The 23,708-nt window shown below is 69.0% G+C and carries 21 protein-coding genes; 11 read left to right on the forward strand and 10 right to left on the reverse strand.

All coding sequences use genetic code 11. The features are described from left to right. Nucleotides 1–51 precede the first annotated feature (51 nt). The 3 genes from nirB to D892_RS0102750 all read right to left on the reverse strand — a co-directional run bounded on the left by nirB (nucleotide 52) and on the right by D892_RS0102750 (nucleotide 5,697). Nucleotides 52–2,610 (reverse strand): nitrite reductase large subunit NirB, encoded by a 2,559-nt coding sequence (gene nirB, locus D892_RS0102740; protein WP_024799779.1) that lies wholly within the window; start codon nucleotides 2,608–2,610, stop codon nucleotides 52–54. A 23-nt stretch (nucleotides 2,611–2,633) separates the two neighbouring features. After that, nucleotides 2,634–4,142 carry a NarK/NasA family nitrate transporter gene (locus D892_RS0102745; RefSeq protein WP_051498969.1) on the reverse strand — a complete coding sequence of 503 codons (1,509 nt, stop codon included), beginning with the start codon at nucleotides 4,140–4,142 and terminating at the stop codon, nucleotides 2,634–2,636. 304 nt (nucleotides 4,143–4,446) lie between these two features. Beyond that, complete coding sequence (locus D892_RS0102750; protein WP_051498970.1) at nucleotides 4,447–5,697, reverse strand: MFS transporter; 1,251 nt, start codon at nucleotides 5,695–5,697, stop codon at nucleotides 4,447–4,449. Nucleotides 5,698–5,750: 53 nt separating this feature from the next. Here D892_RS0102750 and D892_RS0102755 point away from each other — a divergent pair, with 53 nt between their 5' ends. Both D892_RS0102755 and D892_RS0102760 read left to right on the forward strand, forming a co-directional pair. After that, nucleotides 5,751–6,419: a FadR/GntR family transcriptional regulator gene (locus D892_RS0102755; protein ID WP_024799782.1), complete on the forward strand. Its 669-nt coding sequence runs from the start codon at nucleotides 5,751–5,753 to the stop codon at nucleotides 6,417–6,419. 128 nt (nucleotides 6,420–6,547) lie between these two features. Continuing rightward, on the forward strand, nucleotides 6,548–8,032 hold the full coding sequence (locus tag D892_RS0102760) for an MFS transporter (protein ID WP_024799783.1): 1,485 nt from the start codon (nucleotides 6,548–6,550) through the stop codon (nucleotides 8,030–8,032). A gap of 137 nt (nucleotides 8,033–8,169) precedes the next feature. Here the strand turns inward: D892_RS0102760 and D892_RS0102765 are convergent, their stop codons facing one another. From D892_RS0102765 to D892_RS40235, 3 genes are all read right to left on the reverse strand, one after another. Continuing rightward, nucleotides 8,170–9,021: a TIGR02569 family protein gene (locus D892_RS0102765; protein ID WP_024799784.1), complete on the reverse strand. Its 852-nt coding sequence runs from the start codon at nucleotides 9,019–9,021 to the stop codon at nucleotides 8,170–8,172. Between the two features lie 320 nt (nucleotides 9,022–9,341). Continuing rightward, nucleotides 9,342–10,541 (reverse strand): adenylyltransferase/sulfurtransferase MoeZ, encoded by a 1,200-nt coding sequence (gene moeZ, locus D892_RS0102770; protein ID WP_024799785.1) that lies wholly within the window; start codon nucleotides 10,539–10,541, stop codon nucleotides 9,342–9,344. 125 nt (nucleotides 10,542–10,666) lie between these two features. Beyond that, complete coding sequence (locus D892_RS40235; protein ID WP_051499440.1) at nucleotides 10,667–11,584, reverse strand: DUF3152 domain-containing protein; 918 nt, start codon at nucleotides 11,582–11,584, stop codon at nucleotides 10,667–10,669. A gap of 594 nt (nucleotides 11,585–12,178) precedes the next feature. On the opposite strand from D892_RS40235, the gene D892_RS0102780 reads away from it, so the two are divergent. Then, complete coding sequence (locus D892_RS0102780) at nucleotides 12,179–12,838, forward strand: TetR/AcrR family transcriptional regulator (RefSeq protein ID WP_024799787.1); 660 nt, start codon at nucleotides 12,179–12,181, stop codon at nucleotides 12,836–12,838. 138 nt (nucleotides 12,839–12,976) lie between these two features. Here D892_RS0102780 and D892_RS0102785 read toward each other — a convergent pair whose 3' ends face one another. The 3 genes from D892_RS0102785 to D892_RS0102795 form a co-directional block, all read right to left on the reverse strand. Continuing rightward, nucleotides 12,977–13,204 (reverse strand): DUF3107 domain-containing protein, encoded by a 228-nt coding sequence (locus D892_RS0102785; RefSeq protein WP_024799788.1) that lies wholly within the window; start codon nucleotides 13,202–13,204, stop codon nucleotides 12,977–12,979. A gap of 183 nt (nucleotides 13,205–13,387) precedes the next feature. Further along, a complete protein-coding gene (locus D892_RS0102790) occupies nucleotides 13,388–14,101 on the reverse strand; it encodes a ferritin-like fold-containing protein (protein WP_024799789.1) in 714 nt (237 codons plus the stop codon). Between the two features lie 41 nt (nucleotides 14,102–14,142). Then, the gene (locus tag D892_RS0102795) at nucleotides 14,143–15,303 is read right to left on the reverse strand and encodes an alpha/beta fold hydrolase (RefSeq protein ID WP_024799790.1); all 1,161 of its coding nucleotides are present in this window, start codon (nucleotides 15,301–15,303) and stop codon (nucleotides 14,143–14,145) included. 500 nt (nucleotides 15,304–15,803) lie between these two features. Between D892_RS0102795 and D892_RS40240 the strand changes: the two genes are divergently transcribed. After that, entirely contained in the window at nucleotides 15,804–17,612 is a 1,809-nt protein-coding gene (locus tag D892_RS40240) for a DEAD/DEAH box helicase (protein ID WP_024799791.1), read from the forward strand. 30 nt (nucleotides 17,613–17,642) lie between these two features. Beyond that, nucleotides 17,643–18,860 (forward strand): hypothetical protein, encoded by a 1,218-nt coding sequence (locus tag D892_RS0102805; RefSeq protein WP_024799792.1) that lies wholly within the window; start codon nucleotides 17,643–17,645, stop codon nucleotides 18,858–18,860. Here the strand turns inward: D892_RS0102805 and D892_RS0102810 are convergent. Then, nucleotides 18,845–19,279: a PPOX class F420-dependent oxidoreductase gene (locus D892_RS0102810; RefSeq protein ID WP_024799793.1), complete on the reverse strand. Its 435-nt coding sequence runs from the start codon at nucleotides 19,277–19,279 to the stop codon at nucleotides 18,845–18,847. The two genes, D892_RS0102805 and D892_RS0102810, sit on opposite strands and share 16 nt — an antisense overlap. A gap of 199 nt (nucleotides 19,280–19,478) precedes the next feature. On the opposite strand from D892_RS0102810, the gene ehuB reads away from it, so the two are divergent. From ehuB to D892_RS0102840, 6 genes are read left to right on the forward strand one after another with little or no spacing between them, the layout of a single operon-like run. Further along, nucleotides 19,479–20,357 (forward strand): ectoine/hydroxyectoine ABC transporter substrate-binding protein EhuB, encoded by an 879-nt coding sequence (ehuB, locus tag D892_RS0102815; protein WP_024799794.1) that lies wholly within the window; start codon nucleotides 19,479–19,481, stop codon nucleotides 20,355–20,357. Nucleotides 20,358–20,364: 7 nt separating this feature from the next. Beyond that, entirely contained in the window at nucleotides 20,365–21,090 is a 726-nt protein-coding gene (locus D892_RS0102820; RefSeq protein WP_024799795.1) for an amino acid ABC transporter permease, read from the forward strand. Then, complete coding sequence (gene ehuD, locus D892_RS0102825) at nucleotides 21,090–21,767, forward strand: ectoine/hydroxyectoine ABC transporter permease subunit EhuD (protein WP_024799796.1); 678 nt, start codon at nucleotides 21,090–21,092, stop codon at nucleotides 21,765–21,767. The genes D892_RS0102820 and ehuD overlap by 1 nt, the downstream gene beginning before the upstream one ends. Nucleotides 21,768–21,783: 16 nt before the next feature. Next, nucleotides 21,784–22,548, forward strand: coding sequence for an ectoine/hydroxyectoine ABC transporter ATP-binding protein EhuA (ehuA, locus tag D892_RS0102830; RefSeq protein ID WP_024799797.1), 765 nt, complete (start codon nucleotides 21,784–21,786; stop codon nucleotides 22,546–22,548). A 35-nt stretch (nucleotides 22,549–22,583) separates the two neighbouring features. After that, nucleotides 22,584–23,204 carry an acid phosphatase gene (locus D892_RS0102835; protein WP_036567968.1) on the forward strand — a complete coding sequence of 207 codons (621 nt, stop codon included), beginning with the start codon at nucleotides 22,584–22,586 and terminating at the stop codon, nucleotides 23,202–23,204. Beyond that, nucleotides 23,201–23,677: a GNAT family N-acetyltransferase gene (locus D892_RS0102840; RefSeq protein ID WP_024799799.1), complete on the forward strand. Its 477-nt coding sequence runs from the start codon at nucleotides 23,201–23,203 to the stop codon at nucleotides 23,675–23,677. The genes D892_RS0102835 and D892_RS0102840 overlap by 4 nt, the downstream gene beginning before the upstream one ends. The last annotated feature ends 31 nt before the right edge of the window (nucleotides 23,678–23,708 follow it).

Below are 23,708 nucleotides of genomic sequence, written 5' to 3' on the forward strand. Positions count from 1 at the left end.
CGAACGCCCTACCCATTGGTACCGGCATCCTGTTTCCACGTGATTACGCGCTTATTTCCCATCCGTGGCGGCGTCGGTGGCCGCGCCGGCCGGTATGTCCGGCATACCCAGCAGAACCGGGACCTTTCGCTCCCCGCTGTCATCGAATCCGATGGTCGGATCCGCCTGATCAGGCGCGTTGACGAAGGAGACGAACCGCGACAGCTTCTCCGGGTCCTCCAGCACCGCCGACCACTCGTCCTTGTACCCGGCGACGTGCCTGGCCATGGCCGCCTCCAGGTCGCCGGCGATGCCCAGCGAGTCCTCGCAGACGACCTCCCGGACGTGATCGATGCCACCCTCCAGCGCCTCCTGCCACGGCGCGGTGCGCTGCAGCCGGTCGGCGGTGCGGATGTAGAACATCAGGTACCGGTCGACGTACTTGATCAGCGTCTCGTCGTCGAGGTCACCGGCCAGCAGCACCGCGTGCTTGGGGGTGAGGCCGCCGTTGCCGCCGACGTACAGGTTCCAGCCGTTCTCGGTGGCGATGACGCCGACGTCCTTGCCGCGCGCCTCGGCGCATTCCCGGGCGCATCCGGACACCGCCAGCTTCAGCTTGTGCGGCGACCGCAGCCCGCGATACCGCTTCTCCAGCCGCACCGCCATGCCGACCGAATCCTGCTGCCCGTACCGGCACCAGGTGGAACCGACGCAGCTCTTCACGGTCCGCAGCGCCTTACCGTAGGCGTGACCGGACTCCATGCCGACATCGACGAGCCGCTGCCAGATCTGCGGCAGCTGCTCCACCCGCGCACCGAACAGGTCGATCCGCTGACCGCCGGTCACCTTCACGTACAGCCCGAAATCCTTGGCAATCTGCCCGATCTCGATGAGCTGCTCGGGCGTGCATTCGCCGCCGGGCATCCGCGGCACCACCGAATAGGTGCCGTTCTTCTGCATATTGGCCAGGAAGTGGTCGTTGGTGTCCTGCAGCGCGGCCTGCTCCCCGTCCAGGATGTGGTCGCTGGAGGTGGAGGCCAGGATGGAGGCGACCGCCGGCTTGCAGATATCGCAGCCGGCGCCCCGGCCGTGCTTGGTGATCAGTTCCGAGAACGTGCGGATGCCGGTGGCCTGGACGACCTCGAACAGCTCCGCGCGTGACTGCTCGAAATGCTCGCACAGCGCCTTGGACATCTCCACGCCCGACTGCTCCAGCAGCTTCTTGAGCATGGGAACGCAACCGCCGCAGGAGGTTCCGGCCGCGGTGCAGCTCTTGATGCCCGGAACGTCGCAGGCGCCGTCCGCGATGGCGCCGCAGATCGTGCCCTTGGACACGTTGTTGCACGAGCAGATCTGCGCGTCGTCGGGTAACGCGTCGGCGCCCAGTTCCGCACCGGCGGGCGAGATCAGTGCCGCCGGCTCGGCCGGTAATTCGCTGCCGACCAGCGGGCGCAGCGCCGCGTACTGCGAGGCGTCGCCGACCAGGATGCCACCCAGCAGGATCTTGGCGTCGTCGGAGATGACCAGTTTCGCGTAGGTGCCCTTGGCCGCGTCGTGCAGCACCACCGACAGCGCGCCCTCCGTGGCGCCGTGCGCGTCACCGAAGCTGGCCACGTCCACGCCGAGCAGCTTCAGCTTGGTGGACATGTCCGCGCCCGGGAATTCCCCCGCGCCGCCGAGCAATCGGTCCGCCACGATCTCGGCGGTGGTGTAGCCCGGGGCCACCAGCCCGTAACAGGTGCCCTCCACCGCGGCCACCTCGCCGACGGCGTAGATGTGCGGATCGGAGCTCCGCAGGCCCAGGTCGGTGATGACGCCGCCGCGCGGGCCGACCTCCAGCCCGGCGTCACGGGCGATCTGGTCGCGCGGCCGGATACCGGCCGAGAACACCACCATCGACGCGTCGATGACCGACTCGTCCGACAGCGTGACCCGCAGTCCCGCACCGTCTTCGGCCCGCTCGATGGACGAGGTGCCGACACCGGTGTGCACCTGCAAGCCCAGATCGGTGACCAGGCGCTCCAGGATCGCGCCGCCGCCCTCGTCGATCTGCGCCGACATCAGCCGCGGCGCGAACTCGACCACATGCGGCGTGATCCCCAACAGCCGCAGCGCGTTCGCCGCCTCCAGGCCGAGCAGGCCACCGCCGACCACCACGCCGGTCGCGCCCGGACCCGCCGACTCGGCCGCGGCCCGGATGCCGTCGAGATCCTCGATGGTGCGGTAGACGAAGCACTCCGGCCGGTCGTGCCCCGGCACCGGCGGAACGAAGGCGTACGAGCCGGTCGCGAGAACCAGTGCGTCGTAACCGATCACGTCGCCGGTGGCGGTGGTGACCTTGCGCGCGTCGCGGTCGATCGTCTCGGCGCACGCGCCCAGCCGCAGATCCACCAGCGAGTCACCGGCGTACTCGTTGCCGGGCAACGCCAGTTCGCCGGCGTTCCAGTTGCCGACGTACGACGACAACCCGACGCGGTCGTAGGCCGCCCGCGGCTCCTCACCGAGAACGACGACCTGCCACCGGCCCTCGGTGTCGCGCGAACGCAGTGCCTCGACGAACCGGTGGCCGACCATGCCGTGCCCGACGACCACCACGGTCTTGCGCGGAGTGGGTTCCACAGTGGGGTTCATGACTGTCCTCCGGGTGGTTCTGGTCAGGCTCTGGGCCGACGGTTGGTGGACTGGAATCCGCTGCCGGACAGGGAGTCTCCGTGTCCCGAGTCGCTCTCGGCGTCGAGCACGAACGACTCGGCCTCGGTCACCACGTCGCTGCCGGACGCGTGCCCGGCGCTCGGCCGGCGCAGGAACACCGCCCAGCACACCGCCGCGCAGACCAGATAGAAGACCATGAACACCCAGAACGCGGTGGTCGCGGACTTGGTGGAGGCGTAGGACGAGCGCAGCACCAGGTTGATGCCGACGCCGCCGAGCGCGCCGATCGCGCCGACGAAACCGATCAGCGCACCCGAGGTGTTCTGCGCCCAGGCCGCCCGGCCGGCCGAATCCATCTCCAGGCCACGGGATTTCGCCTCGAACACGGACGGGATGATCTTGGTGACCGAGCCGTTGCCGACACCCGACACCACGAACAGCGCGATGAAGCCGAGCACCAGCGCCACCATGACGCCACCGCTGGGCACGTGCCCGTTGCCGTCGGCCACCGCGCTCGCGCCGGCCACCACCAGGGCGGCCACCGTCATGACACCGAAGCTGAACAGCGTCACCCGGCTGCCGCCGAACCGGTCGGCCCACTTGCCGCCGTAGGGCCGCGCCAGCGAGCCGAGCAGCGGACCGATGAAGGCGATCTGCGCGGCGTGCAGCGCGGCGTCGGCGGCCTTGTCACCGCCCGCGACGAAACCGATCTGCAGTACCTGCCCGAAGGCGAAGCTGTAGCCGATGAACGACCCGAACGTGCCGATGTAGAGGAACGCGATCACCCAGGACTGCGGCACCTTCAGCGCCGTGACCATGTAGCCGTAGTCGGCCTTCTGGTTGCGCACGTTGTCCATGTACAGCGCCGCGCCCGCGGCCGCGATCACGATCAGCGCCAGGTAGACGAGGCAGACCACCGAGGCGTGCCCGTAGGCGCTGCCGACCGCGGCGATGACCGCGAGGCCGACCAGCTGGATCACCGGCACGCCGACGTTGCCGCCGCCGGCGTTGAGCCCGAGCGCCCAGCCCTTGAGCCGCTGCGGATAGAAGACGTTGATATTGGCCATCGAGGAGGCGAAGTTGCCGCCGCCCAGGCCCGCCAGCGCCGCGATGATCAGGAAGGTGGTGTACGAGGTGCCCGGCTGATTGATGAAGTACAGCGTCAGCAGGGTCGGCACCAGCAGCGCGAGCGCCGAGAAGATGGTCCAGTTGCGCCCGCCGAACTTGGCGGTGGCCACCGTGTAGGGGATCCGCAGCACGCCGCCGACCAGCGTCGGCACCGCACCGAGGAAGAACTTGCCCGCAGTGTCGATGTGGAACACGTCGGTGGGCATGAACAGCACCATCACCGACCAGATGGACCACACCGAGAATCCGATGTGCTCGGCGAACACCGACCAGATCAGGTTGCGGCGCGCGACGTCCTTACCGCCGGCCTCCCATGCCTCGACGTCCTCGGCATCCCAGTGCTCGATGTCGTGACTGCGCGTCAGCGTACTCAGCGTCGGCATACTCAACAGGGCCTCCTGAAATCGGGATGGCCCCAAGGTAGGAAACGGGTATTGCGCCGATGCTGCGCGAAATGACCTACAAATCAACGGTTGCTCACGTCGACCGAGGCCGATTGTGAGAACCGGGCGATTGTTTCGTCCGTGTGACGCAACGGTTTCCGTGCGTCACGAACCACCCACCCGGCCATGATCGGCCGGTGAGATCATCGACAGAGCGTGGTGTAGCACACAATCACTTGCCGATGGCCAACATCTTGGACCACACCTCACCGATCGGCAAGTCCTGCGGTGAAATTCGCCGGAATCACCAGGTGTCCTCCAGCATCCGCGGCCGGCACGCCTGCCAGGCGCCGGCCAGCAGCACCAGCACCGCGACCACCAGCAGCGCGAACGGCGCACCCCAGCCACCTGTCGCGTCGTGCAGCACCCCGAACAGCAGCGGACCCACGCACGCCACCGTGTAGCCGACGCCCTGCGTGAACCCGGACAGCGACGCCGACCCGGCCTGCGTGCGGGTGCGCAGGTTGATCAGCGTCAGGCCCATCGGGAACGTGCTCGGCCCCAGGCCCAGCAGCACCACCCACAGCCAGGGCGCGCTCATCGGCGCCGTCAGCAGTCCGGCGAAGGCGACGAAAAAGCAGACGGCACACACGATCACGATCGGAAAGGGATTGCGCACCCGCGCCGTGACGCTGGGCGCGGTGAGCGCGGCGACCAGACCGATCAGCGAGAAGACCGCGACCATGGTGCCGCCGAACGCCGCGGACGCGCCGGCGTCGGTGAAGATCTTCGGCAGCCAGGTGAACATGGCATAGGTGGTCAGCGAGGTCATGCCGAACATCCCCGCCATCCCCCAGGCCACCGGCGACCGCCATACCTTGCCGTCGGCCGGGCGCTGTTCCGGCAGGGCGGTCCGATCGGCCCGGTCGTGCCCGCGCCGATCGCGCAGCACGCCCAGCCACGGCAGCGCGGCCGCGAATCCGAGCAGCGACCACAACCCCAGCGACACCCGCCAGCCCGCGGCGTCGGCCACCGGCACCGCGATCAGCGCCGGCACCACCGTGCCCAGCTGCACCATCGTGATGTACAGCGAGCTCAGCACCGCCAGGCGGTCCGGGAAATAGCGCTTGACCAGCGGCGGGACCACCACGTTGCCGATACCCATGCCGGCCAGCGCCAGCGCCGAGAGCGCCAGCAGCTCCCAGGTGCCCGGCACCACGGCCCGCGCGAGCTGACCGACGCCGGCCATCAGCATCGCCGCCAGCGCGGTGCGCTCCAGGCCCAGCCGGCGCACGAAGATCGGCGTCAGCACGCCGGCGAAGGCGAACATGGCGGTGGGAATCATCCCGAAGACGCCGACGACGGCGGTCGAATACCCGATGTCGGCGCCGATCCGCTCGGCCAGCGGGGTGAACGCGGTGACCGCGAGTCGCAGCGTGACCGCCGACATGAGAATGGCGGCGAAGACGAGCAGCCGCCCCTCGAACAACGCGCGGCGCCGGCGAACCTCGGCGGTGGTGGGCTGCTCAGCTGTTACCGTCACGTTAAAAATCATAGGATGATCGGCTGATAGGAGGCAAGGAATGTGATCAGGGGTACCCTGGCTGCGTGCAACCCGTCCGTCGCACCAGTCTCATCGCTCAGGTCACCGAGCAGCTGCGTGCCGAAATCCGTTCCGGCCGTTGGCCTGTCGGCTCCCGCATCCCCACCGAGCCGGAGCTGACCGAACTCACCGGCACCGGCCGCAACACCGTCCGCGAGGCGGTGCAGGCCCTCGTCCACGCCGGCATGCTGGAACGCCGCCAGGGCTCGGGCACGTACGTCATCGCCACTTCCGACCTGGGCGGCACGCTCACCAAGTACTTCGCCGACGCCGTCGAGCGCGACATCCTCGAGCTGCGCCAGGCACTCGACACCCAGGCCGCCAGGCTGGCCGCGCAGCGCCGCGACGACAGCGATATCGCCGCCCTGCTGCGGTTGCTCGAGGCACGCCGGCAGGCCTGGGACGAAGACGACGCGGGCGCCATCGACGCCGACGTGGCATTGCACCGCGCGATCGTGGTCGCCAGCCACAATGCGGTATATCTGGAGTTCTACGATTCGCTGCTCCCGGTGATCGAGGAGGTAATCCGTTCCAGGACGGCCAAATCCGGCGACACCTACCACGCCGAACATGCCGAACTGGTACACGCGGTGATCGACGGCGACCCGGAACGCGCCGCCCAGGCCGCGAACTGCTTCCTCGGCTCCCTGATCGCGGAGTATCCGGACAAGTAAACGAGTCGTCACCGCCGTGTCGGCGCCCGGGTGAGCCGGAATTGCCCGGGCCGTCATCTGCGGCGACGTGTGCGTAATCACACATTCGTACCGTGGTCGGTCGTCACCCTTCGTGAGAGGAAACGCCGATGACCACCACGACCGACGCCGTCCGGACCGGCTCGGACCGGCCCGCATTCCGATATCAACGCCGCGGCCGCTGGCTGGACCACTGGCACCCGGACGACGAAACCTTCTGGGAGAACGGCGGAAAGCAGACCGCGCGCAAGAACCTGATCTTCTCGGTGTTCGCCGAGAATCTCGGCTTCAGCATCTGGGTGATCTGGGCCAGCGTCGTCACCACCATGGGCTCGGCGGGCTTCGAGTTCCTCGCCGGCCTCGGCAGCGGAAACCCCACCGCAGTCAGCAATTCGCTGCTGCTGACCTCGACGCCGACCCTGGTCGGGGCGGTGCTGCGGGTGCCGTACACCTTCGCGATCCCGAAGTTCGGCGGCCGCGCCTTCACCGTCTTCAGCGCGGGCATGCTGCTGGCGCCCACCCTGGGACTGGCCTACTTCGTCAACCAGCCCGAGACGCCCATGTGGGTGTTCCTGCTCCTCGCCGCCCTCGCCGGCGTCGGCGGCGGCAACTTCTCCTCGTCGATGGCGAACATCAACTTCTTCTTCCCCGAGGGCAAGAAGGGCAGCGCGCTGGGCATCAACGCCGCCGGCGGCAACATGGGCGTGGCGCAGACCCAGCTGATCGTGCCGCTGATCATCACCCTCGGCACCCATCTCATGGCGAAGGATCCGGGCGGCTACCGGTTCGGCATCACGCTGGCCGTGCTGGTCTGGGTGCCGTTCGTGCTGTTCGCGATGTTCGGCGCGCTGCGCTACATGGACAGCATCCGCTCCGCGAAATCCGACGGCCGGTCCTACCGGGTGGCGTTGTCCAACCGGCACACCTGGATCATGGCGTTCCTCTACATCGGCACCTTCGGTTCGTTCATCGGCTTCTCGTTCGCGTTCCCGACGCTGCTGAAGGCCAACTTCCCGGATCTGGCGAAGATCGGCTGGATGAGCACGCTCGGCAACCTGGCCTTCCTCGGCGCCTTCGTCGGCTCGTTCAGCCGGCCCTTCGGCGGCTGGGTGGGCGACAAGCTGGGCGGCGCGCGGATCACCTACTACGTGTTCGGCAGCATGGCGGTCGCCACCGCGCTCATCATGATCTCGTTGTCGCTGAAGAGTTTTCCGCTCTATCTGCTGTCGTTCCTGCTGCTGTTCGTGCTGACCGGAATCGGCAACGGTTCGACCTACCGGATGATCCCGACGATCTTCGGGGCCGAGGCACGCCGCCGTGCGGAGGCGAACGGCGAGGATCCGGACGGCGCGGTGGCCTCGGCCAAGCGCCAGGCCGGTGCCGCGATCGGCGTGGTGGGCGCCGTCGGCGCGGCCGGCGGCTGGCTGCTGCAACAGGCGCTGCGCGAATCCAACACCCACTTCGGCAGCATGGCGCCGGCCTTCTGGTCCTACGCGGTGGCCTTCCTGGTCATGGCCACGGTGACCTGGTGGTGCTACCTGCGCTCGTCGTTCGCGGTGCGCCGGGCCCCGTCACTGGCCTACGCGAACGTGTAACACGATGCGGCGCAACGCCGATAAATGAGTGCACACGTAACCCTCTGTGCCAGTGACCGATCCGGTGCTGACCACACCGGATCTCCGGGCGCGGTCGCCGTTGTCCCCCCTGCCGACGGCGGCCGCGCCACCGGCGCTCACAGCAGCAGGCGGGTCATATCGGCCGTACGGGCCAGTCCGGGGAACGCCTCCGGCGTCGAACGGGGATGCAGGGCATGCACCGCTAGTCGGAACATCACCGCGCGCAACATCATCTGCGGCCACTCCGGCAGATCCGACCAGCGCTGTAGCAGCCCGTCGTCGGCGCCGCCCCAGGACAGCGCGTCCACCACGATCACCGCGGCGGCCCAGGACGGCGGCCGCCAGTACGGCGTGATGTCCGTCAGCCCCGGCATGGCGGTCCCGGCGAACAGCACCGTGCCGAACAGGTCGCCGTGCACCAGCTGGGACGGGGTCTGCACCGGCTTGCGCAGGGTCGCCAGCTGCGTCAGCGTCTCGAGGCTGCGCCGCCCGTCGGGCGAGGTGGCCGGCAGCATGCCGCCCACCTTGAGGCTGCGCAGCGGCACCGGCTCCCAGGCGGCCCGGTCGGCGGCGACGAAGACGTCGACATCCACCCACGGCGTGATCGGCTGATGGATCAGGAACCGCGGGCGCTCCAGCTCGGCGGTGGCCTTGTGCAGCCGCAGCGACACCGACACCACCTCGTCGTGCCGCGCCTCGGGCGTGCCCTCCAGGAATGTGTCGGCGCGCCAACCGGATACGACGTACCGGCCGTCGGTGCCGCGCACCGGACGGGCCAGCCGCACCCCGTCCACCCGCAGGGTCTCGCGCACATTGGCCGACCAGGCCGCCCGCGGATGATCGGCCACCGGGGACAACACCACGTCCCCGCACCGCCATCCGCCGTCCCAATCGCCCAGCGCGACCGGCGTCACCTCGCGAAGCCCGAATGTGGCTCGCACATGTTCGGGGGGTTCCACAGCAGTCACGGCCGTACCGTACTCCCGGACCGTTGTCCACCCCGGACGCCGCGCCGAGGTAGCGATCAGCATCGAGCTAACCCACCTCTCCGCGTTGTCGACCCGCCCTACCAGGTATCCGGTATTGCGAACGGGCACCGCGTGACGGTGTCACGGGACCGCGCAATTGTCCGGTTACCTCCCGGTCGCACCCGGCGAGTTAGCCACGTCCTGACGAATCCTGTTGGTACGCAGGCAAAAATATACGCGAAAAAGTCGTTCCGGACCGGCCGGTTCTGCCACGCCCAAGATCGAACCGGCGGCCCGGATCAGGACCGGGGAGGGCCCGATCAGTACACCGGCAGGCTGGGATCGACCTGATTGGCCCAGGCGAGGATGCCGCCCTGCAGGTGCACCGCGTCGGAGAAGCCCGCCCGCTTCAGCGCCGCCAGCGCCTCGGCCGAACGCACCCCGCTCTTGCAGTGCAACACGATCGGCCGATTCTGCGGCAGCTCGGCCAGCGCCTCGCCGGACAGGATGCGGTCCTTCGGGATCAGCGTCGCGCCCTCGATGCGGACGATGTCCCATTCCACCGGCTCGCGCACGTCCACGATCGCGACGTCCTTACCGGCGTCGAGCATCTCCTTGAGCTCGCGCGCCGTCACGGTGGAGCCCAGGGCGGCGGACTGCCCCTCCTCCGAGACCACACCGCAGAACGCCTCGTAGTCGATCAGCTCGGTGATCGGCTGCCGCTCCGGATCGCGCCGCAGCTTGATGGTGCGGTAGTTCATATCCAGTGCGTCGTACACCATCAGCCGGCCCAGCAGCGACTCGCCGATCCCGGTGATCAGCTTGATCGCCTCGGTGACCATGACCGAGCCGATCGACGCGCACAGCACGCCCAGCACGCCGCCCTCGGCGCAGGAGGGCACCATGCCCGGCGGCGGCGCCTCCGGGTACAGGTCCCGGTAGTTGATGCCGCGCTTCTCGCCGCCCGGCCCGTCGGGCGCGTCTTCCCAGAACACCGACACCTGGCCCTCGAACCGGTAGATCGAGCCCCACACGTAGGGCTTACCGGCCAGCACCGCCGCATCGTTGACGAGATACCGCGTCGCGAAGTTGTCGGTGCCGTCCACGATCAGGTCGTAGTCGGCGAACAACTCGACCGCGTTCTCCGGCTCCAGCCGAATCTTGTGCAGCCGCACGTCGATTCCGGAATTGATCTCCAGAATCGAATCCCGCGCGCTGTCGGCCTTGCTGCGCCCGATATCGGATTCGCCGTGGATGATCTGCCGCTGCAAATTCGACGCATCCACCTCGTCGAACTCCACGATGCCCAGCGTGCCCACCCCGGCCGCGGCCAGATACAACAGCGCGGGAGAGCCCAGACCACCCGCACCGATCACGAGCACCCGGGCGTTCTTCAGCCGTTTCTGCCCGTCCACACCGAGATCCGGAATGATCAGGTGCCGGCTGTAGCGGGCGACCTCGTCATTGGTCAGCTCCGCGGCCGGCTCGACCAGTGGTGGCAGGGATTGTGGTGCTGACACGTCGCCGCGCTCCATCTGAGACTGACTCCTCGTCATTATTATTGTTGAGATTCTCGCCGATCACACCCGTGCAACACCGCGAATCGGACCGCTGTTCCCACCATCGTGCCGCACCGGCCGGCCGGTCAGCCGCGAGGGTACGGCCAGGGGTTGAACCGGCATTTCCGGCCGTCCATCGGCACCACGCCCTCCGGATCCAGCGCGGCGATATCGCTGTTTCGCGTGCCGAAGGTCTGCTGCATCATCACCGGCGCCAGCCCGCCGTCGGACTCGCACGGCTGATGATCGTGGTAGCCGATGGCGTGCCCGACCTCGTGGTTGATCTGATACTGCCGGTACGACCCGATATCGCCCTCGAACGCCGGCGCCCCGCGCACCCACCGCACGTCCGACAGCACCACCCGGCCGGCATCGGAGTTGTAGCAGGAGGAGTCGATGGGAATCTCGAAGCCGCACATGGTCTTCGTGGTCTGCCGCGAGGTGAGCGAGACCCGGAAATCCGGTTCGCCGGCATCGATGCGGCGGAACCCGAACGTCGGATCGTGAATCCAGCTCTTGGGATTGGACAGCGTCGCCTCGACCATCCGCGCCACCGCGTCCTCGCCGCCCAGTGCGGTGGTGTCCACGCCGTCCTCGACCTCGACCGTGTAGGTGAACAGATGCCCCTGCGCGGCGCCCACCTGCGCCGAGGTGCCGGGTACCGGATGCCAGGCGCCCGTGCCGGTTTCGGCGAACGCGCCGCCGGCGGGCAAGGCGCCGCCGGCCAGGTCGGCGGAGAAGCTGCCGTCGCCTCGCGGCGGTGCGCCGATGATGCCGGCCCTGTCGTCGTGCTGGCTGAGCCGGCCCGGCCCGGGCGCGGCGATCCCGTCCGGATCGCCACCCCCCTTTACCGCGTCCACCACCACCAGCACCGTGATCACCGCGAGCACCGGCAGCGCATAGGCTCGCCAGCCGTAGGTCGACGCGAACCGGCGGATCGCACCCCGCTTGCTCTCGCGGCGCGCGCCGGCCCCCTCGGCGACCGGATCCCAGCGGGCGTACAGCGGCTGGCGCGAGTGATCGACGCCACTGGGCGGGTAGTCGGTGCCACCGGGCGGATAATCGGTGCCACCGGGCGGGTAGTCGGTGCCACCGGGCGGGTAGTCGGTGCCGCGCGATCCGTTCGAGCGGGGTGCGTCCGGGTAGAGGCCGAGCGGGTCGTAGACCTCCGAGCCGCGCCCGGATCCCTGCCGGGCGGCGAGGCCGCCGGTGCGCGCCGCGAAGGACTCCGCGAGGCGGCGGGAATCCTGCCCGCCGTTCGATCTGCCCCGTTCGTCGGTCACGCCACCAGAGTCTCACAACCGGCCCGACCGCATCGCCCGACCTCGCCCGGACCGGGTGAGGGGTTGCGATATTTCTCACGGCTGTGTGAGATTGCCCTGGGCCACCGGTTACTGGCAGATTGCCAATAGGTGCGGATTACCGTGAGCAGCGAGGTGGACCGAACCGAGTCATGAACGCGGCCCGCTTCGCGTAGGGTGCACCGAGCGTCGGCGCAAAAACAGCGTCGGCGACGCGAGACGCACCATGTGCGAGTATCGTTCGTGGGATACCCGTGCACATCCTTATTCCGCCGGGAATCGATTGGGAGAGCCGAAATGACAGACCTCGTGGACCGGATGACGTCGCGCAGACTGTCGTCCGAGGCCATGCCGAGCAAGCGCGGAACCCGCCTGCCCCGCGACGCGCGCCGCGCTCAACTGCTGGCCGCGGCCGGCGAGGTCTTCGTGCTACGCGGCTACCACGCGTCCGGCATGGATGAGATCTCGCAGTGCGCCGGCGTCTCCAAACCCGTGCTGTACCAGCACTTCACGAGCAAGCTCGAGCTGTATCTGGCGGTACTGCAGAACTATATCGACGCGCTGGTGTCGAGCGTGCGCCAGGCACTTCGCTCCACCACCGACAACCGCCAGCGCGTGCGCGCCGCGGTGCAGGCGTACTTCGACTTCGTCGATCACGAAACCCAGGGCTTCCGGCTGGTTTTCGAATCCGATCTGACCAGCGAGCCGCAGGTGCAGCGCCGGGTCGAGCAGGCCACCGAGGCGTGCGTGGACGCGGTGTACGACCTGGTCGCGCACGACTCCGGCCTGGACCCGTACCGGGCCCGCATCCTCGCGGTGGGCCTGGTGGGCGCCAGTCAGATCACCGCGCGCTACTGGCTGGAGGCCGACCGCCCGATCGACAAGGAAGAGGCCGTCGACACCACGGTGGCGCTGTGCTGGGGCGGCCTGTCGCGCGTGCCGCTGCATCACCACTGAGGTAGCACCACGGCACCCGGCCGCGACGAACCGGACCAACCGAGGCAGGGACCAACCGAGGCTGGGACGAACCGAGACCCGGCAAACGACAACGCGGCGAAGCGGATTCCGCTTCGCCGCGTTTCGCGTCTCGCCGGACTACACGGCCGCGAAGCCCACCCGGCCGCTGGCCGAGGTGCCGATCTCCACATAGGCGACCTTGGCGGCCTGGATCAGGTATTTGCGGCCCTTCTCGTCGGTCAGCGCCACCACGCCGCCCTTACCCTCCAGCGCACCGGACACCGCCGCCTCGACCTCTTCCGGGGTCTGCGAGCTGTTGATCACGAGCTCGCGCGGGCTGTCCGAAATACCGATCTTGACCTCCACGGTCAACCTCCTAGAGTCCTGATGCTGTCCCGCTCAGGCTAGTGCAGGACAGGCGGGCAGAGTTAAACGCTGTCAGCGAACGGCATTCCCGTCGCCCCGGCACGCCGCACTTCGGCCGCCCGGCACGCCCGCTCCCGTCGTATCGGCACGCCGCTCCGCGGAGCACACCGGAACGGCCGGGAGTCAGCCCAACCCCAGCACGCGCATGCGCTCGGTGTGGCAGGTCTGCATCCGCTCGAACAGCGCGGCGACCCCGTTGAGGTCGCCGGTGGCGATGAGGACCAGCTCGGTGAGCTCATCGCGCTGGGCCATGACGTACTGCGCCTGGGTGATCGCCTCGCCCAGCAGCCGACGACCCCACAGGGTGAGCCGGTCGCGCTCGGACCGGCTCTCGGTGACCGCGCGGCGCACCTCGTCGACGACGAATTCGGAATGGCTGGTCTCGGCGAGCACATCGTGCACCACGCCGGCCACCTCGGGCGCCAGCGCGTCGGCCAGCACCGTGTAGAAGTCGGCGGCGATCCCGTCGCCGACGTAGAACTTCACCATCGACTCCAGCCACGTCGAGGGGTCGGTCGAATCGTGGTAGGCGTCCAGCGCACGCACGAACGGCGCCATCGCGTCGAAGACGCCGACACCGCGCTCCCCCAGCGCTCGTTCCAGCGTGTCGAAATGTTCCATCTCCGCGGCGGCCATGCGGGCCACGGCCACCCGGCCGCGCAGCGTCGGCGCCAGCTTCGCCTCCTCGGCGAGCCGGTAGAACGCGGAGATCTCGCCGTAGGCGAGCACCGCGAACAGATCGACGACACCGGGATGGTCGGCGGGAATGCGGGCATCGGCGTCCATGGCAGTGGAGTCGGTCGAATCGCCCAGCGCGGCAGACGGGTGTGCTCCCATGTCCACCACCCTAGTCGGCTCCGCGGCGGCCACGGGACCGGTCACGACCGATCGCGCAGAAACTTCTCCAGCCAGGTCCAGGTGGTGTCGCGCGCGTCCGCCCCGGCCAGGATGCCGAGATGGCTGCCGGGCGCGGTCTCGTAGCGCACCTCCGGCGCGCCGGTGAGGGTGGTGACGCCGTGCGCGACGGCGGCCGCCGGGGTGATCACATCGTCCGGGCCGCCGATCAGCAGCACCGGCGCGGTGACGTCGGCCAGCGCCGGCCGCCGCCCGGAGAGCCGCACCACACCCTTGCCGATATCGTTGGCCAGCACGAACCGGCTCCACAGCTGGTTGTAGAAGCGCCCCGGATAGCCGGGCAGCTGAGCCTGGAAGCGATCGATCGTCTCCATCCGGCCGAGCTTGGCGCTGTCGGTGAGGTTGGCCGCGAGAAACAGCGGGCGGCGTATCTCGCGCTCCCACGAGGCGGTCCGGTAGGCCAGCCGGGTCAACGGCGCGGGAACCCCGCCCGCGGCGCGGATCATGGTCGAGACGGTCATCCCGCGGGTCAGCCGGGCCAGCGCCCGGACCTGCGGTACCCCGGTGACCCGGTCGTAGTTCAGCGGCGCGCCGACGGCGGTGATCGACCGGATCGGCAGGGCGGCGTCGGCGGCCGCGGTGAGCAGCGCCAGCACGCCGCCCAGCGACCAGCCGACGAGATCCACCGGCGCCCCGCCGCGATCGGCGGAGACCCGCCCGATCGCCACCGGCAGGATGTCGTCGATCCAGTCCTCGAAGCCCATCCGGCGGTCGGCGAAGGTGATCTCGCCGTAGTCGATCACGTACGGGTGCCGCCCCATATCGAGCAGGAACCGGGCCAGGCTCTGGTCGGGGCGCAGGTCGAAGCAGTCGGCGGGGGCCGCGAGCGGCGGGACCAGCAGCACCGCGGCATCGTCGGCGGATTCGGCTGGGCCACTGTTCGCGGAAGAACCACCGTTCGCGGAAGGGCCACCGTTCGCGGAAGGGCCACCGTTCGCGGAAGGGCCACCGTTCGCGGAAGGGCCACCGTTCGCGGAAGGGCCGTGTTCGAAGCGGCGCAGACACCGGTGCGGCTCGTCGCTCAGCACCACCGACGGGGTACGGGCAGGCGATTCGATGCCGTCGCCGAACGTCAGTGCCCACGCGTTGCGCGCGGCGGCGCTCACGGTGTCTGCCAGATTCACGGGCACCAACGTATCCTGTAACCGCGTGTCTCACATATGTGGGATCGGACACCGTCCGGTGCGGCGGCGGGCGGCCCGGAAATTCGCCGCGACGGCCGAATTGTCTTGCGGCACAGCGTTCGGCGTCTCCACTCGCGAGGGTACGGCGAAGCCCCCGGCTAATACCGAGCCGACCATTTGCCGGAGCCGGAAATCGAGGCGAGAACGTATCACGCTACAATCTGTTCGGGCAACGGAATTTCACCCACTCGCGGTACGGTTCGCGACGGGACCGGTGAAACCGGAGCCTACGGAAAATGTGCGCGCACCAGATCCGCGCCACCTATGCGCCGCGCCAGGTCGATGCCAACCCGGTGTCCCGCAGCGGAGCAAGTGGAAACGCCGGATAAGTGGTCGTCGCGGGCCGAGCGGGTCCGCCCCACGCCTCGTGCGCGCGATATGCGATTCACACGAGGAAAGGCACGAACCTGAGCAAGATCACTGTCGAACAGGAGCCGGGGGTGTCGGAGACACTACTGACGGCCGAACTCGACCCCACACATACCGCCCCGTCATTCGCCGAATTGGGTGTGCGCCCGGAAATCGTGCGCGCGCTCGGCGAGATCGGAATCGAACGCACCTTCGCCATCCAGGAACTGACCCTGCCCCTGGCGCTGACCGGTGAGGATCTCATCGGCCAGGCGCGCACCGGCATGGGCAAGACCTTCGGATTCGGCGTACCGCTGCTGCACCGGATCACCTCCCCGGACGACTCCGGCGTCACCGCGCTGGACGGCACGCCGCGGGCACTGGTCATCGTGCCCACCCGGGAGCTGTGCGTCCAGGTCACCCAGGACCTGGAGAACGCAAGCAAGCATCTGACCAACCACCAGGGCCCGCTGCGGGTCGCCTCGATCTACGGTGGCCGTCCCTACGAGGCGCAGATCGAGGCGCTGCGCTCGGGCGTCGACGTGGTCGTCGGCACGCCCGGGCGACTGCTGGATCTGGCCGAGCAGCAGCATCTGATCCTGGGCAAGGTCGCGGTGCTGGTGCTCGACGAGGCCGACGAGATGCTCGACCTGGGCTTCCTGCCCGATATCGAGCGGATCCTCACCATGGTGCCCGATACCCGCCCGAACGGTCAGGGCCCGCGGGGCCGCCAGACCATGCTGTTCTCGGCGACCATGCCGGGGCCGATCATCACGCTGGCCCGCACGTTCCTGCACAAGCCCACGCACATCCGGGCCGAGGAACCGCACGACTCGGCGGTGCACGAACGCACCGCGCAGTTCGTCTACCGGGCACACGCGCTGGACAAGAGCGAGCTGATCGCGCGAATCCTGCAGGCCGAGAGCCGCGGCGCCACCATGATTTTCACCCGCACCAAGCGCACCGCGCAGAAGGTCGCCGACGATCTCGCCGAGCGCGGGTTCGCCGTCGGCGCCGTGCACGGCGATCTGGGCCAGATCGCGCGCGAGAAGGCCCTGGACAAGTTCCGCAAGGGCAAGATCGACGTGCTGGTCGCGACCGACGTCGCGGCGCGCGGCATCGATATCGACGACGTCACGCACGTCGTCAACTACCAGTGCCCCGAGGACGAGAAGACCTACGTGCACCGCATCGGCCGCACCGGCCGCGCCGGGCGCACCGGTGTCGCGGTCACGCTGGTGGACTGGGACGAGCTGAAGCGCTGGGAGTCCATCGATTCCGCGCTCGGCCTGGGTATCCCGGCACCGGTGGAGACGTATTCGCGCTCCCCGCACCTGTTCTCGGATCTCGGCATCCCCGAGGGTGTCACCGGCACGCTGCGGCGCAAGCCGGTTCGAGACGAGGACGCGGTCGTCGTCGAGCGGGAGCGGGAGCGGCGCGCTCCGCGCAAGCGCAACCGCCGGCGCACCGTGCGCGGCCAGGCGATCGAGCGGACCGAGGGCGAAGGCACCGAGAACACCGCCGAATCGAACGGTGAGTCCACGGATTCCGCTGCCGCACAAGGCGATCCGGAGGCGAACGGTGCCGACAAGCCGTCTCGCCGCCGGCGCCGGCGCCGGTCCGGCGGGGGCGGCACCGGTGAGACCGGCGGGAACGGCACCGCGACCGAGGCATCGGGGGCATCCGATACCTCGGGAACGTCCGGCGAAGGCACCGAGCCGGAGTGGTCCACCGATGCCGACGACGACGCGGCCGACAAGCCCGCTCGCCGCCGTCGCCGGCGGCGCCGCAAGCCCGGCCCGGATGCGCACGAGGATGCCTCCGGCGCGGAAGGCAACGGCGAGTCGCGGGCACCGCGTGCCGACGCCACCGCGTCGGACTCCGTGACCACGTCGGCCTGAGCCCACACCCGATCCGCTACCCTCGCTCACGTGCTCGCACCCGAGCGGCGGACGCGCGCCGACCTCCTCGCCGCAGTCGCGATCGCCGTCGTCCTGGCGATCGCGGCGGTGGTCGTGTGGGTGAACAGCGATGCGCGCAAGACGATTTCCGAGCCGGCCGCGCGGGCGGCGACGGTGCCCACGACGGCCGCGGCGCTACCGGCGACGCTGCGTGAACTGTGGCACGAGCCCGACGGCGCGAACGCGCGGGCGCTGACGTCCGGCGGTGTCGCGATCACCGGCGACGGCGGCACGGTCACCGGGCGCGATCCGCGAACCGGCGGGCAGATCTGGAAGTACGAGCGCGACCTGCCGCTGTGCGGGGTGGAAAGCCAGTTCGGCACCGCGATCGCGACCTACCGCGATCAGCGCGGCTGCAGTCAGACCACGCTGCTCGCGGCCGACACCGGGGCCCGCCGCAACGCCCGCAGCAGCTATATGGACCGGCAGCTGAAGCTGTCGGTGGACGGCACCTACGCGCTGGCCCTCGGCGCGAACCGGCTGGAGGTGTGGCGCTCGGATCTCGTCCGCACCCTCGAGTACGGGTACGTGGACGCACCGGTCAACGTGCGCACCCAGCCGCGCAAGAACTGCCGCCTGCTGTCGGGCGCCTCCAGCAGCAGCCGGCTGGGGGTGCTGGAGCGCTGCCCCGACGACGCCGCCGACCGGCTGACCGTGCTGAATCCGGCGCCCAAGGACAACAGCGTGCCCGAGGAGTACGGCACGCACGTGCTCACCGAACCGGGCGCGGTATCCGACAAGGCCAGAGTGATCGCGGTGTCGGACAACCGGGTCGCGCTGTATCTGCCCGGCACCGGCGCCGAACCACCGCAGTTCGCGGTCTACGATCAGGCGGCCAATTTCCTTGCCGTGCATCGGCTCAACGCTCCACTGGCCGACAACCTCACGACCACCCGAATCGGCTCGGCCTTCCTGGTGTTCACCGGCAACAGTCTGATCGCGTTGAGCGCCACCACCTTCGACCCGCTCTGGACCGCCTCCGACGCCCTCGGCAGCCCCGCCCTGATGGCGGGCAAGCTGCTCATGCCGGTCCCGGACGGCATCGCCGTCGTCGATCCCGCCACCGGCGCGCAGGTCTCACGAATCCCGGTGCAGCGCAGCGACTATCACGGAGAGCACATTTCGCTGGCGGTCGTCGGCTCCACCCTGCTGGAGCACCGCGGCAACGGCCTCTACGCGCTCGGCTGAGCGCCCGCCGCGTGCACGGCGCGGCGCGGCTCGTACCAGCCGTCCGCCGCCGGCTCGCCGGCCATGTTCCAGCTCCAGGAGACGGTCGGCTCGACCCGCATGAAGTAACCCGGGCCGACCATGCCGACCCGGTCCACGGGCGACCCGGCGCGGCCGTAGACGCGCAGGCAGCGGGCGACGAACGGATCGAGCGACACCAGCTCGTCGAAGACCAGCGCGACCTGGTTGTTGCCCGCGTAGACGTTGCGGAACTTGCGGGTGTCGAGCACCGCCTCGCCGACACCGCCGACCCAGAACCCGGACCCGTCGAATTCGAAGGCCAGCGGCACCACGTCGGGCTGGCCACCGGGTGCGACCGTCGCCATCCGGACCAGCGGCTGTGACCGGATGAAGGCGGCCTCCTCCGCGCTGAACGACATCGGCGGGCCCTCCTTCCGGCGAACAAGGTCACTCGCACGGTACTAGCGGTCAATCGCCCTATCTGTCGAAAGCGCTGCGAGTCTGTTGCATTTATGTGACGTTCATCACGGGTCGGTCCGTCCGGGTGCACATTCTGCCTGACGGGCCGTGCGTGGACCCGGTGGGGGTACCCGCCACGGCCCGGAGAAGGAGCTCGACATGACGAATATCGGGACCGCGGGCAGGCGCTGGCGGCGCCTGGCGGCCGCGGCACTGGCCGCCGTCGCGCTGGCGACGACGGGGTGCGGCACCGGCGGGGGCGCGGCGGCCGCGGTCACCTACGACGAGGCCAAGACCTCCGGCAAGATCAAGGCCGGATTCGCGAACGAGGCCCCCTGGGCCTTCCTCGACAAGGACGGCTCGCTGACCGGCTACGCACCCGATGTCGCCCGTGCGGTCCTGAAAAATCTCGGAATCGACGAAATCGAGGGCGTCGTCACCGATTTCGACGGCTTGATCGACGGCGTGCGGGCGAACCACTACGCCTTCGTCGCCGCGGGCATGTCCATCAAGCCGAAACGTTGCGAGACTTCGGATTTCGCCGATCCCGATTTCCAGGTCGGCTCGGCATTCCTGGTGCCCCGGGGCAATCCGAAGAACATCGAGAAATTCACCGATATCACCGGCTCCGGCGTGCAGATCGCGACCCTCGGCGGCGCGGTCGAGAACGGATTCGCCGAGCAGGCGGGCGTGCCGAGCGACCGGATCGAGCCGATGGCCAAACAGGACGACATCCTGCGCGCGGTGCGCAACGGCGACGTATACGGCGCGGCACTGCTCGACGTGACGGCCCAGTGGCTGGTGAAGAACAATCCCGGCACCGGTCTCGAGGTGACTCCGACGATCCAGGCCTCCGATAAACCCGAGGTCGGCACCTTCAACTTCCGCAAGGGCGACAACCGGTTCCGCGACGACTTCAATCGCGAGCTGCGCAAGCTGCACGAGAGCGGCGAATGGCTGCGGATCGTCGAGAAATACGGGCTGACCGAGGCGAACGAGCCGACGCCGGCGATGACCACCGAGCAGTACTGCCGCTGACGAACCCGTGTCCGAGAATTTCGACACCTACCTGGATCGGATCGCCGCCGGGCTGCCGTTCACGATCTGGGCGACGGTCGGCGGCATCGGCCTGACCGTCGTGCTGGCGTTCGCCGCCGGGCTCGCGATGCTGTCTCGGTGGCGGCCGGTGCGCGCGGTGGCGCGGGTCTACGTGGAGGGCTTCCGCGGCAGTTCCGAAGTGGTGCAGCTGTTCTTCTTCGCGGTCGCGGTGCCGATCTTCTTCGGGGTGCGCATCGGCGCAACCGCGCAGAGCCTGCTGGTGATCGGCATCCTCGTGCTCGGGCTCAACCACGGCGCCTACGGCGCCGAAATAGTACGGGGGGCAATTAATTCCGTGCCACAGACACAGATAGAGGGTGCGATTGCGCTGAATCTCAGTGTTCCGCAACGGATGTGGCGAGTGGTGCTGCCGCAGGCCGTGGTGGAGATGCTGCCGCCGTTCAACAATCTGTTCATCCAGCTGTTGAAGGCCACCGCACTGCTGAGCTTCATCGCCGTACCGGAGATCTTCAAGAAGGCCGACGAACTGCGCGCGGTGCCCGCCTTCGCCGATGAACTCGGGCTGATCTACGCGATGGAACTGGTGATCTACCTGGTGTTCGCGGTGGTCATCACGATCGTGATGCGGGCGCTGGAACGGCTGGCCGCGCACCGGGTCGGCCGCGCACCGGCGCGCCGCCGCGGCCGGCTGTCGATGGCGGTGGGTGCCTGATGCAGAAGTGGCGCTGGGACAGGTTTTTCGACGCCTTCCCCTACATCTGGGACGGCCTGCGGGTGACGATCGAGTTCACGCTGCTCGGCTCGCTGGTGGCGTACGCGCTGGGGCTGCTGTTCGCCGTAGTCCGGCGGATGCGGGTTCCGGTGATCGACCAAATACTCTGGGCCTTCATCGAATTCGTGCGCAGCACGCCGCTGCTGGTGCAGATCTTCGTGCTGTACTGGGTGGTGCGCCCCGACCTGCTGGGCGGGCTCTCGACCGACGCGCAGCGGCTGGTGGTCGGGGTGACGGCGCTGGGCGTGCACTACGCCTGCTACACCTCCGAGGTGTACCGGGCCGGGATCGACGCGATCCCGGCGGCGCAGTGGGAGGCGGCCCGCGCGCTGAGCCTGCCCCGCGCCCGGACGTGGACCGATGTGATTCTCCCGCAGGCGGTTCCGCGCGTGCTGCCCGCGCTGGGCAACTACACCATCGCGATGTTCAAGGAGGTGCCGCTGCTGTCGGCGATCGTCGTGCTGGACATGGTCTATCAGATCAAGACCGAGTACGCGGCCGACACCGGCGGCGCCGGACCCGAGGCATGGCTGGCGGTCGGCCTCACCTTCTTCGCCCTGAGCTATCCGTGCTCGCTACTGGTACGAAAGGTGGAGCAACGTGTCGGAACCGTCTGACAGCCCGGCCTCCCCCATCATCCGCTTCACCGACGTGGCGAAGCGCTACGGTTCGAACACCGTCCTCGACGGCCTCGACTTCTCCGTCGCCCCAGGGGAGTTCGTCACGCTGATCGGGCCGTCCGGCTCCGGGAAGACGACCATCCTGCGGCTGCTGATGACGCTGGAGCGGGTCACCTCCGGCACCATCGAGGTCGGCGGCGACTACCTCAGCCATATGCGCAAGGGCGAGCGCCTGGTCCCGGCCGACGAGGCGTACCTGCGCCGCGTGCGCCGCCGCATCGGCATGGTGTTCCAGCAGTTCAACCTGTTCCCGAACATGAACGTGCTGCGCAACGTCACCGAGGGCCCGATGCGCAGCCTGGGCAGGCCCAAGGGCGAGGCCGAGGCCCGCGCCCGCGACCTGCTGGAACTGGTGGGCCTGTCGGACAAGGTGGACGCCCGGCCCACCCAGCTGTCGGGCGGCCAGCAGCAGCGCGTGGCCATCGCGCGGGCGCTGGCCATGGATCCGTCGGTGCTGCTGCTGGACGAGATCACCTCCGCGCTGGACCCCGAACTGGTCACCGGCGTCCTGCACCTGCTCGAGAACATCGCCGCCGCCACCGACATCACCTTCCTGTGCGTCACCCACGAGATGCAGTTCGCCCGCGACGTCTCGCACCGGGTGATGATGTTCGACAGCGGCCACGTCATCGAGCAGGGCACCCCGGACCGGATCTTCACCAGCCCCGAGAACCAGCGCACGAGAGATTTCCTCCGCGCGGTCCTGGATCGGTCGTAGCAGGACTTCCGGTGTTCCCCGCGCACGGTTCCGGCATGATCGACTACATGGGCGACACAGATTTCCGGTTGGTGCTGGTACGGCACGGGGAGACCGAATGGTCGCGGGCGCGGCGGCACACCGGCCGCACCGATGTACCGCTGACGCCGCTGGGTGAGGAACAGGCCCGCGCGGCCGGGCAGTTCCTGGACACGCTGAAGCTGCACGACCCGCTCGTGCTGACCAGCCCGAAACAGCGCGCGGTGCGCACCGCCGAACTGGCCGGGCTCCCGGCTGCCCGGACCGACGAGGACCTGGTCGAGTGGGACTACGGCGACTACGAGGGCATCACCACGCCCGAGATCCAGCGGACGGTGCCGGGCTGGACCATCTTCACCGGCGAGATCCCCGGCGGCGAATCCATCGACCAGGTGCGGACCCGCGCCGACCGGGTGCTGGCCTCGATCGAGCCCGCCCTGCGCGACCGCGACGTCGTGCTGGTCGGACACGGCCACTTCTCCCGCGCCCTGATCACCCGCTGGGCCGGATTCGACGTCCGCGAGGGCCGGCGATTCTTCATGTCCACCGGCGGGATCACCGTGCTGGGCCACGACCACCAGGCCCGCAGCGTGCTGAACCACAACCTGGTCCCCACCCTCGACGGAGGTGCCCGATGATCCGCCGCGCGACACCCGCCGACGTGCCCGCCCTGGTCGACCTGGTCTACGACCTCGCCGACTACGAGAAGGCCCGCGACGAATGCCACCTGACGGCCGACCGGCTGCACGCCGCGCTGTTCGCCCCGAACCCGGCGCTGTTCGCCCATGTGGCACAGGACGATTCGAGCGATATCGTGCTCGGCTGCGCGATCTGGTTCCTGAACTACTCGACCTGGACCGGCACCCACGGCATCTACCTGGAGGACCTCTACGTCAAGCCGGAGGCCCGCGGCCTCGGCCTGGGCAAGGCCCTGCTCACCGAACTCGCCCGCGAGGCCGTATCCCAGGGCTATCACCGCGTGTCCTGGTCGGTCCTGGACTGGAACACCCCCTCGATCGACTTCTACAAGTCGCTGGGCGCCGAACCGCAGACCGAATGGATCGGCTACCGCCTGGCCGGCGACGCCCTGACGCGCCTGGCCGAGTCCTGAACCGTCCGGAGTCGACCCGCTCGTCCCACAT

Source organism: Nocardia sp. BMG51109 (genome assembly GCF_000526215.1).
Classification (GTDB): domain Bacteria; phylum Actinomycetota; class Actinomycetes; order Mycobacteriales; family Mycobacteriaceae; genus Nocardia.

Excerpts from the sequence above, each read along its gene's own strand:
- nirB (WP_024799779.1), bottom strand. The coding sequence starts at position 2,610 with ATGAACCCCACTGTGGAACCCACTCCGCGCAAGACCGTGGTGGTCGTC.
- D892_RS0102745 (WP_051498969.1), bottom strand. The coding sequence starts at position 4,142 with ATGCCGACGCTGAGTACGCTGACGCGCAGTCACGACATCGAGCACTGG.
- D892_RS0102750 (WP_051498970.1), bottom strand. The coding sequence starts at position 5,697 with ATGATTTTTAACGTGACGGTAACAGCTGAGCAGCCCACCACCGCCGAG.
- D892_RS0102760 (WP_024799783.1), top strand. The coding sequence starts at position 6,548 with ATGACCACCACGACCGACGCCGTCCGGACCGGCTCGGACCGGCCCGCA.
- D892_RS0102780 (WP_024799787.1), top strand. The coding sequence starts at position 12,179 with ATGACAGACCTCGTGGACCGGATGACGTCGCGCAGACTGTCGTCCGAG.
- D892_RS0102790 (WP_024799789.1), bottom strand. The coding sequence starts at position 14,101 with ATGGGAGCACACCCGTCTGCCGCGCTGGGCGATTCGACCGACTCCACT.
- D892_RS0102810 (WP_024799793.1), bottom strand. The coding sequence starts at position 19,279 with ATGTCGTTCAGCGCGGAGGAGGCCGCCTTCATCCGGTCACAGCCGCTG.
- ehuB (WP_024799794.1), top strand. The coding sequence starts at position 19,479 with ATGACGAATATCGGGACCGCGGGCAGGCGCTGGCGGCGCCTGGCGGCC.
- ehuD (WP_024799796.1), top strand. The coding sequence starts at position 21,090 with ATGCAGAAGTGGCGCTGGGACAGGTTTTTCGACGCCTTCCCCTACATC.
- D892_RS0102835 (WP_036567968.1), top strand. The coding sequence starts at position 22,584 with ATGATCGACTACATGGGCGACACAGATTTCCGGTTGGTGCTGGTACGG.
- D892_RS0102840 (WP_024799799.1), top strand. The coding sequence starts at position 23,201 with ATGATCCGCCGCGCGACACCCGCCGACGTGCCCGCCCTGGTCGACCTG.